Origin of the sequence: Catellatospora bangladeshensis, from assembly GCF_016862575.1 — a bacterium.
GTDB lineage: Bacteria > Actinomycetota > Actinomycetes > Mycobacteriales > Micromonosporaceae > Catellatospora > Catellatospora bangladeshensis.
Genome location: NZ_BONF01000026.1, coordinates 1 through 14,517 on the forward strand (window position 1 = coordinate 1; position 14,517 = coordinate 14,517).

At 73.5% G+C, this 14,517-nt stretch carries 15 protein-coding genes; 9 read left to right on the forward strand and 6 right to left on the reverse strand.

The window, feature by feature from the left end:
• Window positions 1–11: 11 nt before the first annotated feature.
• Both Cba03nite_RS21285 and Cba03nite_RS21290 read right to left on the reverse strand, forming a co-directional pair.
• Window positions 12–1,061, reverse strand: coding sequence for an NAD(P)-dependent alcohol dehydrogenase (locus Cba03nite_RS21285; RefSeq protein ID WP_203748963.1), 1,050 nt, complete (start codon window positions 1,059–1,061; stop codon window positions 12–14).
• Window positions 1,062–1,186: 125 nt separating this feature from the next.
• Entirely contained in the window at window positions 1,187–1,684 is a 498-nt protein-coding gene (locus tag Cba03nite_RS21290; RefSeq protein ID WP_203748965.1) for a hypothetical protein, read from the reverse strand.
• A 151-nt stretch (window positions 1,685–1,835) separates the two neighbouring features.
• On the opposite strand from Cba03nite_RS21290, the gene Cba03nite_RS21295 reads away from it, so the two are divergent.
• Together Cba03nite_RS21295 and Cba03nite_RS21300 are read left to right on the forward strand one after the other, a co-directional pair.
• On the forward strand, window positions 1,836–2,312 hold the full coding sequence (locus tag Cba03nite_RS21295) for a hemerythrin domain-containing protein (RefSeq protein ID WP_203748968.1): 477 nt from the start codon (window positions 1,836–1,838) through the stop codon (window positions 2,310–2,312).
• Window positions 2,313–2,458: 146 nt separating this feature from the next.
• Entirely contained in the window at window positions 2,459–4,024 is a 1,566-nt protein-coding gene (locus tag Cba03nite_RS21300) for a phospholipase D-like domain-containing protein (RefSeq protein WP_203748971.1), read from the forward strand.
• A gap of 2 nt (window positions 4,025–4,026) precedes the next feature.
• Here the strand turns inward: Cba03nite_RS21300 and Cba03nite_RS21305 are convergent, their stop codons facing one another.
• The 3 genes from Cba03nite_RS21305 to Cba03nite_RS21315 all read right to left on the reverse strand — a co-directional run bounded on the left by Cba03nite_RS21305 (window position 4,027) and on the right by Cba03nite_RS21315 (window position 5,679).
• A complete protein-coding gene (locus Cba03nite_RS21305; RefSeq protein ID WP_203748974.1) occupies window positions 4,027–4,326 on the reverse strand; it encodes an STAS domain-containing protein in 300 nt (99 codons plus the stop codon).
• Window positions 4,313–4,723: an ATP-binding protein gene (locus Cba03nite_RS21310; protein ID WP_203748977.1), complete on the reverse strand. Its 411-nt coding sequence runs from the start codon at window positions 4,721–4,723 to the stop codon at window positions 4,313–4,315. The genes Cba03nite_RS21305 and Cba03nite_RS21310 overlap by 14 nt, the downstream gene beginning before the upstream one ends.
• Window positions 4,724–4,839: 116 nt before the next feature.
• Window positions 4,840–5,679, reverse strand: a complete 840-nt coding sequence (locus Cba03nite_RS21315) for an HpcH/HpaI aldolase/citrate lyase family protein (RefSeq protein ID WP_203748980.1) — start codon at window positions 5,677–5,679, stop codon at window positions 4,840–4,842.
• A gap of 133 nt (window positions 5,680–5,812) precedes the next feature.
• Here Cba03nite_RS21315 and Cba03nite_RS21320 point away from each other — a divergent pair, with 133 nt between their 5' ends.
• The 3 genes from Cba03nite_RS21320 to Cba03nite_RS21330 all read left to right on the forward strand — a co-directional run bounded on the left by Cba03nite_RS21320 (window position 5,813) and on the right by Cba03nite_RS21330 (window position 8,542).
• Window positions 5,813–6,520 carry a hypothetical protein gene (locus Cba03nite_RS21320; protein WP_203748983.1) on the forward strand — a complete coding sequence of 236 codons (708 nt, stop codon included), beginning with the start codon at window positions 5,813–5,815 and terminating at the stop codon, window positions 6,518–6,520.
• Between the two features lie 86 nt (window positions 6,521–6,606).
• Window positions 6,607–7,554: an alpha/beta hydrolase family protein gene (locus Cba03nite_RS21325; RefSeq protein WP_203748986.1), complete on the forward strand. Its 948-nt coding sequence runs from the start codon at window positions 6,607–6,609 to the stop codon at window positions 7,552–7,554.
• Window positions 7,555–7,723: 169 nt separating this feature from the next.
• Entirely contained in the window at window positions 7,724–8,542 is an 819-nt protein-coding gene (locus Cba03nite_RS21330; RefSeq protein WP_203748988.1) for a hypothetical protein, read from the forward strand.
• A gap of 164 nt (window positions 8,543–8,706) precedes the next feature.
• Here the strand turns inward: Cba03nite_RS21330 and Cba03nite_RS21335 are convergent, their stop codons facing one another.
• Entirely contained in the window at window positions 8,707–9,516 is an 810-nt protein-coding gene (locus Cba03nite_RS21335) for an IclR family transcriptional regulator (RefSeq protein WP_239125926.1), read from the reverse strand.
• 125 nt (window positions 9,517–9,641) lie between these two features.
• On the opposite strand from Cba03nite_RS21335, the gene Cba03nite_RS21340 reads away from it, so the two are divergent.
• From Cba03nite_RS21340 to Cba03nite_RS21355, 4 genes are read left to right on the forward strand one after another with little or no spacing between them, the layout of a single operon-like run.
• A complete protein-coding gene (locus Cba03nite_RS21340; RefSeq protein ID WP_203748990.1) occupies window positions 9,642–10,649 on the forward strand; it encodes a flavin reductase in 1,008 nt (335 codons plus the stop codon).
• Between the two features lie 23 nt (window positions 10,650–10,672).
• The gene (locus Cba03nite_RS21345) at window positions 10,673–11,959 is read left to right on the forward strand and encodes an acyl-CoA dehydrogenase family protein (RefSeq protein ID WP_203748992.1); all 1,287 of its coding nucleotides are present in this window, start codon (window positions 10,673–10,675) and stop codon (window positions 11,957–11,959) included.
• Window positions 11,956–13,476: an aldehyde dehydrogenase family protein gene (locus Cba03nite_RS21350; protein ID WP_239125927.1), complete on the forward strand. Its 1,521-nt coding sequence runs from the start codon at window positions 11,956–11,958 to the stop codon at window positions 13,474–13,476. The genes Cba03nite_RS21345 and Cba03nite_RS21350 overlap by 4 nt, the downstream gene beginning before the upstream one ends.
• Window positions 13,473–14,510 carry an isocitrate lyase/PEP mutase family protein gene (locus tag Cba03nite_RS21355; RefSeq protein WP_203749013.1) on the forward strand — a complete coding sequence of 346 codons (1,038 nt, stop codon included), beginning with the start codon at window positions 13,473–13,475 and terminating at the stop codon, window positions 14,508–14,510. Before Cba03nite_RS21350 ends, Cba03nite_RS21355 begins: the two co-directional genes overlap by 4 nt.
• Window positions 14,511–14,517: the final 7 nt, after the last annotated feature.

The window sequence follows — 14,517 nt, forward strand, 5'->3', positions numbered from 1 at the left end:
AATCCCGCCCTTCAAAAGGTGATCAGAACCTTCACGACATCGTCGAGTTTCTGGTCGGAGACCTCGAAGGCGCGTTCCATCTCGTCGAACGCGAATGTGTGGCTGGTCATCAGCGTCGGGTCGAGGCGCTTGGCGGCGAGGATCTGCAGCAGCCGCTCCATACGCAGCCTCCCGCCCGGACACAGGCCGGTCGCGATCGTCTTGTCCGCCATGCCGACGCCCCACTCGACCCGGGGGATACGGACGAACTCGCCTTCGCCGAAGTAACCGGTGTTGGACACGGTCCCACCCGGCTTGGTGATCTTCACGGCCGTCTGGAACGTGCCATCCGAGCCCAGCGCCTCGATCGCCGTGTCCACACCCTGGCCGCCGGTGAGTTCCAGCACCCGCTCGACCACGTCCTCCTTGGTGAAGTCCACGATCTCGTCGGCGCCGTAGACGCGGGCAAGCTTCTGCCGGGACGGCACCGACTCGATCCCGATGATCAGGCCGGCGCCGCGCAGCCTGGCTCCGGCGGTGCACATGAGGCCGACCGGGCCCTGCGCCAGCACCGCCACCGTGCCGCCGATCGGGATGTCGCCGTGCTCGGCGCCCATGAACCCGGTGGACAGCATGTCGGCGCAGTACACAGCGACCTCGTCGGCGACGCCGTCCGGGATCCGGGCCATGTTGGCGTCGGCGTCGTTGACGTGGAAGAACTCGGCGAACACGCCGTCCTTGGTGTTGGAGAACTTCCACCCGCCCAGCGGCGCTCCCGACTGCGACGCATAGCCGGCCTGCGCAGCGGGGTGCCCCCAGTCGGGCGTGATCGCCCCGACCAGCACCCGGTCACCCGGCTTGAAGTCGCGCACCTCGCTGCCGACGTCCGCGACCACGCCCACGGCCTCGTGGCCGAGCGTCAGATCCTGCCGGGGCCCGATGCCGCCGCCGACCGTGTGGGAGTCGGAGGTGCAGATCAGCGCGCGGGTGGTGCGCACCACCGCGTCGTTCGGGCCGGGCTTCGGGACGGGCTTGTCCATGAACCCGACCCGGCCGATCTCCTTCATCACGAACGCCTTCATCACGGCCCCCGTACCAGCGCTCTCGTGCGGCCGCGTACCGCATCCGGACGCCGCTCTTCAACCGACAGAATCGGCGTGATTCACACTAAGTCCTACCCCTGGGGGAAACCGCTGGAATCCAGCGATCAGTCGCCCCCATGCAGGGGGAAGTAGTCAGCGCTGGGAAAGGCGATGGGGGCGGCCGGGACGCCGCAGAAGCCCAGGAGGGACTCTGCCTTGGTCGGGACCTGGTCGGGGCCGAGCAGCGGGCCGGAACCGTCGTCGACGATGCCGAGGGCCGTGAACCGGTCGCCCGAGGTCTCGGTGACCTTCAGGGTGAGGCCCTCCCGGATGACGACCTCGTAGCGGACCGGGTCGGTCGACACCTGGCTGACCTTGGTGCCGTCGGGCCACAGCGGCACACGCTCCACGTCGCCGGTGAACACCGTGACGCAGCCGTTCGGGCGCAGTCCGAGCCGCAGCTCGTACGGGCTCGGTTCCGCGGTGAAGTGGCCCGGCACCGGCGGGTTGCCCCGGTCGCTGTAGACCAGGTAGCCGTCGCCGTCGGTCTGTTCGTCGCAGGCGCCCGCGAGGCTCAGCAGCGCGGCGGTGGCGAGCAGGAGCGAGCGGTACGGACGTCGCATGGCTCAGACCGTAGCCGAACGCCGGCGACGGCGCCGCCCCGAGGAAGTCCGCCGGGCGGCGGTTTCAGCAGCGCACCGCCGGGCATCCGGTTACGAAGGCACAGGGCCGGTGCCCCGGGCATCGCACCGGCCCCGACATGAGGAGGGCCGCATGGATGCCATAGAACTGCTGATCCACGACCATCGCCGGTTCGAGGCGCTGTACGACGCGTACGAGCGCAGCCGTCCGGTGGCGACGGACGCTGAGAAGCAGGCCCTGGTCGACCGCATGATCCAAGGGCTGACCGCGCACGCGTTCATCGAGGAGACGATCTTCTACCCGGCCGCACGGCAGGCCGCACCACAGACGACCGACCACATCCTGGAGTCGATCGAGGAGCACCACGTGGCGGCCTGGCTGCTGGCCGAGCTGCGGGACCTGGACCCGCAGGAGGAGATGTACGAAGCGAAGGTGGCGGTGCTCATCGAGCAGATGCGCCACCACCAGGAGGAAGAGGAGCAGGACTGGTTCCCGCAGGTGCGCGCCGCGCTGGGCGCGCAGCGGCTGGAGGAGCTGGGCGGGCGGATGCAGGCCGCGCGCGACGAGGCTCCCGCCGACCCGCTGGACGTGCCCTCCGCACGGGCCTGAGCTGAGCAGGACGGGCCCGCGGGCGAGCGGGCCCGTCCTGCTCGTCTCAGCGCCAGAACCAGACCCTGTTTTCGATACTTCTTGTCCACCTGCGGACGTGACAGAGGACCTGGTTTCGGAGGCCCGGATCCGGCTACCTTCCTGGCGTGACCCCCGACAGCTGGTTCCTGGACGCGGCCGAGCGCGGCAACCCGGCGACCGAGATCGACCGCCGCCACCCCGGCGGGCTGGCCTGGAGCCGCGGCAACCTGGCCCGGCCGCTGGTGCACGGGGCGGCGTACTTCCGGGAGCTGGTCTCCGTCCTGGAGGACACCCGCGCCGGGGACCTGGTGCTGTTCACCGACTGGCGCGGCGACCCGGACGAGCGGCTGTGCGGCCCGCGTACGCAGGTCACCCGGGTGCTCGGCGACGCCGCCCGGCGCGGCGTGCGGGTGTACGGGCTGCTGTGGCGCTCACACCCGGACTGGCTGCACTTCAGCTCGCCGCAGAACCGCCAGCTCGCCGAGGACCTCCAGCAGGCCGGGGCGCACGTGCTGCTGGACATGCGGGTCCGCTTCGGCGGCTCCCACCACCAGAAGCTGTTCGTGGTACGCCACCAGGACCGCCCCGAACGCGACGTCGCCTACGTCGGCGGCATCGACCTGTGCCGGGGCCGCAACGACGACCTCGAGCACCTGGGCGATCCGCTCGCCCCGCCGATGGCGCAGGTGTACGGGCCGCGCCCGCCCTGGCACGACATCCAGCTGGAGCTGCGCGGTCCCGCCGTCGGGGACGTGGAGCTGACCTTCCGCGAGCGCTGGAACGACCCGAGCGCGCTGTCGCTCAACGTCTTCGACCACGTCCGCGACCGGCTGTCCCGGCTGCGCACCGAGGTCACGCCGCTGCCCGCGCAGCTGCCGGACCCGCCCGCGGCGGGCGAGCACGCGGTGCAGACGCTGCGCACGTACCCGCGGCGGCGGCTGGGCCGCTACCCGTTCGCGCCGCGCGGCGAGCGCAGCGTCGCACGGGCCTATCTCAAGTCCATCGCCCGCGCCAAGCGGCTGATCTACGTGGAGGACCAGTATCTGTGGTCGGCGCGGGTGCTGCGGCCGTTCGCGCAGGCGCTGCGGGACAACCCGGAGCTGCGGCTGATCTGCGTGGTGCCGCTGGCCCCGGACGCCGCCTCGCCGACGGTCTCGATCGCCGAGTCCTGGGGCCGCAAGCAGGCCATGAAGACGCTGGCCAAGGCCGGTGGCGACCGGTTCGCGGTGTACGGCCTGGAGAACGCCGAGGGCACGCCGATCTACGTGCACGCCAAGACGTGCGTGGTCGACGACACCTGGGCGACCGTCGGCTCGGACAACTTCAACATGCGTTCGTGGACCTACGACTCCGAGCTGACCTGCGCGGTCATGGACGAGTCCGAGCGGCCGACGTGGGCGCGCGACCTGCGGCTGGAGCTGATGCGCGAGCATCTGGGGCTGGCCGAGGACGAGGCCGGTGCCGTGCTCGGCGATCCGGAGGCCGCGTTCGGCGCGTTCGCGCGGGCGGCGGCGGAGCTGGACGGGTGGCACGAGGCCGGCGGGACGGGGCCGCGTCCGCGATCGCGGCTGCGCCGCTACCAGCCGCCGGACGTGCACGGGTGGCGGCGGGTGCCGGCGCGGCTGGTGTACGAGTTCATCTGCGACCCCGACGGCCGGCCGAGCGGGATGCGGGTGCGCAACAGGTTCTAGGGTCAGCCGCCGAGCAGGACCCGGGAGGCGTCGCAGGCGCCGATGACCCGGGCCACGAAGCCGCGCGGGCCGACCACGCGCAGCTCACGGGACTCGCGCCGGGCCCGGTGCCGGGCGGCGAGCATGATGTTCAGCCCGCACGAGTCGCAGTACGACAGCCCGGTCACGTCGAGGTCGACCCGGGGCTCGGCGGCGACCCGCGCGAGCGCCCCGGTGAGCACGGGCCCGGTGGCCAGGTCCAGCTCGCCGGACAGCACCAGCACGGTGCGGTCCGGCTCCCGGCGCACGTCAACCGTCAGCACGCTCGTCCCGATCTCCCGCCGGGTAGGGGCGCAGGCGGATCCACACCCGCTTGCCGCCGTGATGGTTCTCGATGCCCCAGGCGTCGGCGAACCGCTCGATCAGCGCCAGGCCGAGGCCGCCGGTGGGGCCGGGCTCGCGCCGGCGCGGGATGACCGAGCTGCCGTCGGCGGCGCTGACGGTGACCAGCGAGCCGTGCGCCTGCACGCGCACCTCCAGGCAGCCGCCGCCGTGCCGGACGGCGTTGCCGACCAGCTCGGAGATGAGCAGGCCGGATTCGTCCAGCCAGTCCTCGTCGGCGTAGCCCCAGGTCAGCAGGATCTGTCGCAGGGTGTGCCGGGCACCTGTCGGCGCCGCGATGCCGAGCGGAAGGTCCAGGCTCGCGCTGAGCTCGCTCACACCGCACCTCCTCGTCGCGGTCGTCCGGATCGTCGCTGCCTGCCGTATACCCGGCCACTTCAGCATGTATCCCGCGACCACCGCAACCTGCGGCACAGTTCACGACAGTGGGCCGGTCAGTCCCCGGCGAGCAGGCGGCGGGCGGAGCGGACGACGGCCTCGTCGACGAGCCGGCCGCGCTCGTCCAGGCACACCCCCGAGCCGTCGCGGACGGCCTGCTCGTGGCGGCGTACCAGCTCGCGGGCGGCGGCGATCTCGGACTCGGCGGGGGTGAAGACCTCGTGGACGACAGGCAGCTGTGCCGGGTGTATGCACGCCCGGCCGCGAAAGCCCAGCCGCTTGAGCGCGAGCGTGGACTCGCGCAGCGCGCCGGGGTCGCGGAAGTTCACCGACACCGGGGCGACCGGCGGGGGAATGCCCGCGGCGGCGCAGGCCAGCACGACCTGCGAGCGGGCCCAGAGCAGCTCGCGCTCGTCGGGGCCGAGGGTGACGCCGAGGTCGGCGGCGAGGTCGGCCTCGCCGAGCTGGAGCCGGGCGACCCGGGGCGCGCGGGCGATGGCCGGTGCGGCGAGCACGGCCGCGGCCGATTCGAGCAGCGGCGCCACCCGTACGCTGCCGGGCGTCAGTCCTGCCTGCTGTTCGAGGCGGTTCAGCAGGGTGTCCAGCGCGGTCAGCTGAGCGGGCGACTCGGTCTTGGCCACGCACAGCCCGGTCAGCCCCGGCCGCACCACCGCCTCGGCGTCGAGGTGGCCGAGTTCGCCGGGGTTGATCCGGACCCAGATCCGCGGCGACGAGGTGGCCTGGCCGAGGAAGGCGGCGACGGTCTCGCGGGCGGTGTCCTTGGCCGCCGGGGGTACGGCGTCCTCCAGGTCGACGATGAGCGCGTCCGCGCCGACCGTCAGCGCCTTGGCCAGCTTCGCGGGGGCGTCGCCGGGAACGTAGAGGTAGGACCTCATGCGGGCCCGCCCACCGGCGCTGGGCGGGTGGGTGTGGCGAGGTGGCGGCCGACCATGCGCCGACGCTAGCCAGGCCATGACCAGCCCGTCAAGAGCTTGTTTCTCACAGCGGATCGGTGTTTCCATTACGCGCGTGGGATCGCATACACACGGCTGGTGGATTCTGCTCCACCTGGTTCTCTTCGTCTTCTGGCTCGGCGGCGACCTCGGCGTGTTCTGGTCGAGCCGGTTCGTCCTCCGCCCCGACCTCAGCCCCGCCGCCCGCGCCACCGCCCTGAAGATCATGGGCGGGCTCGACCTGGGCCCCAAGATCTGTCTGGTCCTGTTCCTGCCCAGCGGCGTCACGCTGATGGCGCTGGAGCCGCACGGCGCGACGGTGTTCGGGGTGAACCCGTTCTCCTGGCCGGTCGTGGTGGCGGTGTGGCTGCTGGCCGCCGGCTGGCTCGCCGCGACCATCACCGACCACCACCATCCGGGCCGCCGCCTGTGGGTGCGCCGCGCCGACTGGACCATCCGGCTCGGGCTCATCGCGGCGCTCGGCGTGACCGCCGTCTACACCCTGGTCGCGGCGCAGCCGTTCGGGGTGGACACCAACCCGCGGTGGCTCGGCGCGAAGCTGCTGCTCTACACCGTGGCCATCGCGTGCGGGCTGGGCATCCGGCTCACCCTTCGCCCGTTCGGCGCCGCCTTCGGCACGCTGATGACCACCGGCTCCACGCCCGAGGTGGAGACGGCCATGAAGCGCTCGATCGACGGCTGCCTGCCGTACGTGTGGGGCATCTGGGGCAGCGTGCTGGCCGCCGCGGCGCTGGGCGTGCTCAAGCCGTTCGCGGAGCCGTGACACAGATGCATTGACGGCCGCCAAATCGATCAGCATCATGTCTCTCAATGCGAAACGATGTTTCGATCAGAGAAACGAGAGGATCGATGCGAACCTCGTCCGGACCCCGCGGCGCCCGCCGCCTGCTCGTCTCCGCGCTCGTGGCCGTGCTGGCCGCGGGCGCGGCGGCGACGGCGGCCCCAGCACCGGCCGCCGCGGCATACTCGACCGTCGGCGTATACGCGACCACCGTCGGCGGCGACGCCGCCGACGTCTACCACCCCGTCACCGGCTCACCGCACGACCCGTGGCCCGTGGTGCTGCTGCTGCAGGGCGCCAACGTGGACAAGTCCCACTACTCGTGGTACGCCCGCAAGGTCGCCTCGTACGGCTTCGTGGTCGTCGTGCCGAACCACTACCAGGTCCTGTTCGGCCAGCCCGGCCTCTACGCCACCGGGGCACAGGCGGGCTGGACCGTGACCTGGGCCCAGGCCGAGCAGACCCGCGCCGGCTCGCCGCTGCTGGGCGCGCTCGACCCCGGCACACTGCTGCTGCTCGGGCACTCGTTCGGCGGCGCGGCCGGGCTGGGCCTGGCCACCGGCCTGTGCACGCCGCCGTTCTGCCCGGTGCCCACCCCGGCCCCGCCGCAGCTGCGGGCGGCCGCGTTCTACGGCACCAACAACACCAACCCGGCGACCGGCACCACCCCGCCGGTCGCCAACACCATCCCGGTCGCGCTGATCCAGGCCAGTGCCGACGGCATCGGCAGCCCGGCCAACGGGTACGCCACCTACCAGGCGATCACCGCGCCGCCGAAGCTCTGGGTCAGCCTCAACGGCGCCAACCACTACGGCATCACCGACACGCAGAACCCGGCCGGGGCCCGCCCGGACCTGTCACCGCAGACCCTCAGCCAGGCCCTGAGCATCGAGACCGCGGGCCGCTGGGCCGCGTTCTGGCTGCGCGCGCATCTCGGCGACCCGGTCGGCCAGGCGTGGGTGTACGGCGCCGGCGACTACCTGGACGCCAACGTCACCACGCAGTTCGTCAATTGAGCACACCCGGCCGCCTTCGCCCGCGCGAGGGCGGCCTTCACATGCTCCGCGGGAAGGCCGCCGGGTTCGAGCCGGTCACCACAAGGCGCGTACATCCAAAGTAGATCTCTGGAACTTGTCCGTTTCGCACACTGGAACGGCGCAGCTCGATGGGTCTAAGCTCGCGCTCATGCTCATGGATGTGTTGCCGGAGGTGCTGCCGTGGGCGGCGACGGCGGAGACCGCGGAGACACCGGCGCTGAGCGTCGGCCTCGCTGTGGAGGACTTCGCGCCCACGCTGTTCGCGTTCGTCGGGTTCCTGCTGCTGGCGCCATCCTGGCTGGGCCGCATCGGCGCCGTGCTGATGGGCGCGGGCGGCGCGGCCAAGTCGACGTGGAAGCTGCTGCACGCCGCCTGGGCCATCGAGGTCCCGTGGCTGGACGACCTGCTGTTCCCGCTGCTCGCCGCCGGCGGCCTGCTGCTGGCGCTGTCCCTGCACGGCTCGCTGCGCTGGTGGCGGTGGCCGCTGCTGATCGCCGGAGCCGCCGCGGGCGGGCTCGCGGTCGCCGAGCGGTCCGTGCAGCCCACGTTCGTGTTCGCGACCGTGATCGTGGTGTGGATCAGCGTGCTCGGCTCGGTGCGGGCATGGCGGCACGGCACCGCGCTGGCCGCCGGGCTGTTCTCGGTGAGCCTGCTCGCGGTGATGGCGCTGATCCCGCTGCGCGGGCACGCGGCCAGCGACGCACTCATGTTCCAGTGGGTCCAGCAGGGCATCAACACCATGGCGCAGGGCGTGTTCTGCCTCGCGGCCTGGCTGACCTACCGCGCGGTGCGCGGGCACGGCACCGACTTCGCCCACCGGGCCGACGACTTCGACGCGCCCGCCTGGCCGCGCCATGACCAGCGCGCCTCCTACGCCGCGCCGTCCTACAGCCGCCGCCCCGACGAGGGCTACTCGGCTCCCCCGCCCCGCCAGCCCGCCGAGCCCGGCCGGCGCCGCCGCGACTGACTCCCGCCGCCGCGCGGGTCGCGGCGGGCATGATCGCCGTCTCGTGTCAAGATCTGCGGTCTGGCCACAGGTTTGGACACGAGACAGCGATCACCCGTCGCCAGACCGCACTTTCCGACACGAACCCGCGATCATCGGGGCCGCGAGCGGGACCCGGTTGTGGCTCAGCCCGCGTAACCGAGCTGCTCGGAGATCCGCGCGGCCGCCGCGACCAGCTCGTCGGCGGTCTCGCCCTCGGGCTTGAAGCGGGCGGCGGGGCCGGCCACGCTCAGCACCGCCACCACGTGCCCGTCGTGGTCGAACACGGGCGCCGCGATGGACGCCGCCCCGGCCTGGCGCTCGCCCAGCGAGGTCGCGTACCCGCGCTTGCGGATCGCCGACAGCTCCTTGCGCAGCTTCGCGGGGTCGGTGATGGTCTTGTCGGTCAGCGCCTGCAGCGGGTGGCGCTCCAGGTAGGACTCGACCTCGGCCTCGGGCAGGAACGCCAGGAACGCCTTCGACGAGCCGCCCGCGTGCAACGGGTACGGGATGCCGAGCGTCACCTCCATGCGCAGCTCCTGGTCGGGCACGACCTGGTCGACGTAGAGGCGGGTGTCGCCGCGGCGCAGCGACAGGGTGGCCGTCTCTCCGGTCTGCTCGGCGAGCGCGCGCAGCTCGGGGGCGGCCATCGCGCGCAGGTCGGTGCGGGCCAGGTAGGCGCGGCCCAGCGCCACGGCGGCGTGGCCGAGCGCGTACCGGCGGGTCACCGGGTCGACGGTGATGAGGTCGCGGCTGCGCAGCGCGGTGAGGATGCGGTGCACCGCGGCCTTGGTCAGGCCGAGTGAGGTGGCGATCTCGGTGACGCCCAGGTCGGGCTGACCGCTGCGGCCGAAGTAGAGCAGCACGTCCATCGCACGCTCGACGGCGGCGATGGAGCGGGACTGGCTGTCGTCGTCGGCGGTGGTGGTCGCCTTCGCTGCGGCGCTGGTCGGCACGGGGCCCCTCCTGTCGGCACGGACGCCCGTCAGTGTAGATCGCCGCGCGCCCACGGCGCAGAGGCCGCACGGGCGTTGACACGGCTACCGCCGAGTCGTTACCTTCACGGCAACAGCGTTTCCTTATGCGAAACAAGGGCGGTGCAGGGGTGGACAGCGGGCAGCTGCGTGCCGTGCTCAGCCAGTGGCCGAGCGGCGTCGCCGTGGTGACCACCGTGACGACCGGGCCGGACGGCTCCCGGCGCGTGCACGGCATGACGGCCAGCTCATTCTCCTCCGTCAGCCTCGATCCGCCACTGGTCTCCGTCTGCCTGGGCAATCATCTCCCGACACACGCGCTGGTGCGCGAGTCGGGGGTGTTCGCGATCAGTTTCCTCGGCAAGGACCAGGCCGACATCGGCCGCCGCTTCGCGGGCATGACCCCGGGCACGACCGACCGTTTCGCCGGCACCGAGTGGGTCACCGGGCCGACCGGCAGCCCCATGCTCGCCGAGGCGACCGGGCGGCTGGACTGCGCCGTCGAGCACGCCTACCCCGGCGGCGACCACACCATCTTCGTCGGGCGGGTGCTCGAGGCGGACACGCCCCGGGTCACCGCGCCGCTGCTGTTCCACTCGCGCAGCTGGGGCCAGCTCGCCGACCCGCTCCCGCCCGAGATCACCATGACCGTGCTGGACGGCCGGGAGGCCACCGGCCCGGTGCTGACCGTACGGGACCGGGCCGACCTGGCCCGCGCCCGCGAGCTGGCCGAGGCCGGCCCGGTGCGGGTATACGTCGCCGACGCGTTCGCCCCCGAGCGGGAGTCCACCGTGCTGGCCGCGCTCGACGCGCTGGCCGGGCTGCCCGCCGTCGACATCGGCTGCGCCGAGCACAGCGCCGCGTCGCCGCTGCAGGTGCGCCGCGTGCTGCAGGACGCCGTGGTACGCGTACGCCCGGCCGCGCTGCACGTGCGGCTGCTCGCGCACCACGGGCTCGGGCTGGTCAACGCGCTGGTCGCGATGAAGAGCGGCGTGCACCGCTTCGACACCGTGCTCGACCCGGCCTCCGGCGGCCTGCCCGCCCGCGACCTGCTGCTGCTGGCCCGCCAGCTCGGCGTGGTCTGCGCCGACCCCCTCGTACCCGACCTCGCCTGAACATCCACAAGGGAGAAAGTGCCATGGCCGACCGGCTCACCGGCGAACGCCTCGTCGACGACATGACCGCCGCCGAGCGCGAGCGCGCGATGCGGGTCGAGGCGGTGCTGCCCGCGCTGCGGGCCGCCGCCGAGGCCGCCGACGCCGCGGGCGAGTTCCCCGCCGGACACGTGGACCTGCTGCGCGAGGCCGGGCTGCTCGGCCTGGTCGTGCCGGAGGAGCACGGCGGCCTGGGCGGCTCGCTGCGCGACCTGGCGGCGGCGACGTACGCGATGGGCACGGCCTGCCCGTCGACGGCGCTGGCCTACTTCTTCCACAACACCAGCGCCTCGCGCGGGCTGCTGCCGCTGGAGGCGATCGACGCCGGGCTGTTCGACGACGCCGACGTGCCGGTGGTGCGGGCCTTCGCGGAGAAGGTGCTGACAAGGATGGCGGGCGGCACCTGGCTGGCCAACTTCGCCAGCGAATCGGTCAAGAGCGCGAGCGCGAACATCGCCATCTCCACGACGGCCCGCCGCGCGACCCGCGACGGCGTCGAGGGCTGGCTGGTCACCGGCGAGAAGTCGTTCGGCTGCGCCACCGGGGTCGCCGACACGTACCTGGTCACCGCGCGGCTGGACGGAACCGACACGGCCGAGGGCCTGGCGCTGTTCCTGGTGCCGCGCGAGGCCGAGGGGGTCGCGTCCCGCCCGTCCTGGGACGGCCTGGGCATGCGCGGCTCGGCCAACCACGGCGTCACGCTGCGCGACGTGTGGATCCCGGCCGACGAGGCGCTGACCGTGCCGGGCGCGTTCGTGAAGATGCTGCAGTGCAGCCGGGGCAGCTTCGTCGGCAACCAGCTCGCCATCACCGCGGTCTACGTCGGCTGCGCGCAGGGCGTGTACGACGAGACCCTGCAGCGGCTGACCGCCAAGACCTTCGCCGACACCGGCCGTCCCATTGCCGAGTCCCCCATGCACCAGGTGATCATCGGTGACATGACGGAGAACCTGGAGACGGCGTACCTGTGGCTGCGCCGCCAGCTGCTGCTGGAGACGTCCGAGCCGCCGCTCGCCCCGAAGGACGACGTCTACCGGCAGTGGCGGCTGGCCAAGGGCTCGATCTGCGAGAACGCGTTCGCGGTCGCGGTGGGCGCGTTCAAGGCGTGCGGCACCTCCGGCGCGACGCTGCACGGCACGATGGGCCGCGCCCTGCGCGACCTGGCGATGGGCCTGGTCATGACGTTCCCGCCGGAGCGCGGCCGGCTGGAGGCCGCCTCGATGGTGACCGCCGCCCGCGCCAACAACCTCTTCGGGAACGTGGCCGCATGAGCGCCGACGAGCCGATGACGCCGGGCGCCGCGTCGGCGACGGCCGCGGTCGTGACACCGCCGATCGCCGACCTGGTCGGCGGGGAGTGGGCGCCGTGCACCGCGCAGCTCGGTTTCTCGCTGGAGGATCCGGCGACCGGACGCCCGGTGACCGTGGCGGCCGGGTCGGACCCGCACCGGGTGGAGCAGGCGATCGCCGGGGCCGCCGCACTGCACGCCGCCGGAACGTGGCAGCGGGTGCCCGCCGCCGAGCGCGCCGACGTGCTCGACGCGGTCGCCACCGAGGTCGAGGCCGCCGCGCCCGAGATCACCGCGCTGGAGGCGTACGCGACCGGCGTGCCGATCCGGCAGACCGGGATGCTGTCGGTGATCCTCGGCGGCGCGTTCCGGCTGGCCGCGATGCAGCTGCGGGAGGGCTGGCTGAGCAGTGCGCTGCCGCGCGAGGACGGCCGCCTGGCGCACGTCGACCGGCTGCCCTGGGGCCCGGCCGCGTGCGTGGTCCCGTGGAACGCGCCCGCCCCGATGGCCGCGCACAAGGCCGCCAACGCGCTCGCCGCGGGCTGCCCCACCATCGTCAAGCCCAGCGAGTACGCCCCCTACGGCACCCAGGCCCTGGCCGCCGCCGTGGCCCGCGCGCTCGCCGCCGCCGGGCTGCCCGGCGGCCTGTTCCAGCTCGTGCACGGCGACGCCGGCACCGGCGCCCGAGTGGTGGGCGACCCGCGCATCCGCGCCGTGTCGTTCACCGGTGGGCTCGCGGGCGGCCGGGCCGTGGCAGCGGCGTGCGCGTACGACATCAAGCCGGTGCAGCTCGAACTCGGCGGCAACAACCCGCTGGTCATCCTGCCCGACGCGGACCCCGCCGACGCCGCCCGCGCCGCCGCCGACCTGCTCACCACGCTCAACGGGCAGTGGTGCCGGGCGCTGGGCCGCCTCATCGTGCCCGCCGCGCGCGCCGAGGAGATCCTGCGGGCGACCCTCGACCGGCTCGCCGCGCTGAGCGCCGGGTCCCCACTGGACCCGGAAACCGACTACGGCCCGCTGGTGCACTCCGGGCACCTGGCCCGGGTCGCCGCGGCCCGCGACGCGCTGGTCGCGCACGGCGGCACCGCGCACACCGCGCTGACCGTGCCCGGCGAGGGCAACTTCCTCAGCCCGGCGCTGGTCACCGGCGTCTCCCCCGCGCACACGCTGCACGAGATCTTCGGGCCGGTCGCCGCTGTGCACCCGTACACGACCATCGATGAGGCGGTCGAGCTGGCCAACGGCACCCCGTACGGGCTGGAGGCGTACGTGCAGGGCTCCGACGAGGAGCAGGCGCTGGCCGTGGCCCGGCGGCTCACCGCGGGCGAGGTCAAGGTCAACGGGTCGAGCATCATGAGCCTGCACCTGTTCACCCCGCGCCCGGCCTGGGGCCTGTCCGGCTACTCGGAGGAGGGCACGGCCGAGACGCTGCGCTTCTTCACCAACCCTCGGGTCGTCGGCGTCGAGGGCGGCTTCGCGCTGCACGGCCGCCCGTGACCGCCGCGGCGCTGCGGGCCCTGCTCGCCTCCGGCCGGGTCACCCACCTGCCCGGCGTGTACGACCCGCCCACCGCCACCCTGGCGGTGCGGGCCGGGCACCGCGCCGCGCACCTGTCCGGCGCCGCCTGCGCCGCGCTCGACCTGGGCCTGCCCGACCTCGGCTACGTGCACGGCACCCACCTGGCCGAACGTGCCTCGCGGCTCGTGCCCGCGCTCGGCGGCGCGCCGCTGCTCGCCGACGCCGACACCGGTTACGGCGACGCGCTGCAGGCCGTGTGGACCGCCCGCCGCTACGCCGCCGCCGGGATCTCCGGCCTGCACCTGGAGGACCAGGTCCAGCCCAAGCGCTGCGGCCACCTGGCCGGCAAGGAGCTGATCGGCGCCGACGCGGCCGCCCGCAAGATCCGCGCGGTGACCGGCGACGGGACCGGCCTGGTCGTGGTCGCCCGCACCGACGCGTACTCCGTCAACGGGCTGGACGACGCGATCGCCCGCGCCCGCGCCTACGCGGCGGCCGGGGCCGACGCGGTCTTCCTCGAAGGCGTGTCCGACCTCGACGAACTCGCCCACGCCCACGCCGCGCTGCCCGGCGTCCCGCTGGTCCTCAACCGCTCCGAGGCAGCCGGGGCCGCCCCACGCGGTGCGGCGCGCGCAGACGACTGCGCGGCAGACGGCAACCCAGAAGTTGCCGAGGAAGCCCAGAAGTTGCCGGCCACACCGGAGACCATGCCGCCCGGCGCGGACGCCCACCCGGCGGCAGGCGAACATCGCGCGGCGGCTCACAACTTCTGTGTTGTACCCACAACGCAGAAGTTGTGGGCCACGGACGCAGACCTCGCCGCGGTCGGCGTGCGGCTCGTGCTGCACCCGGTTGCGCCCCTGCTCGCCGCGCTGCGCGCCGCCGCCGACGCCTACGCCGCGATCGCCGCCACCGGCCACGCCACGGGCGTCGACCGGATGGCCTGGTCCGCCTTCACCTCCCTGGTCGGCCAGGACGACGCGCTGGCCCTCGACGCCCGATACGCCGTCTAGCGAGGAG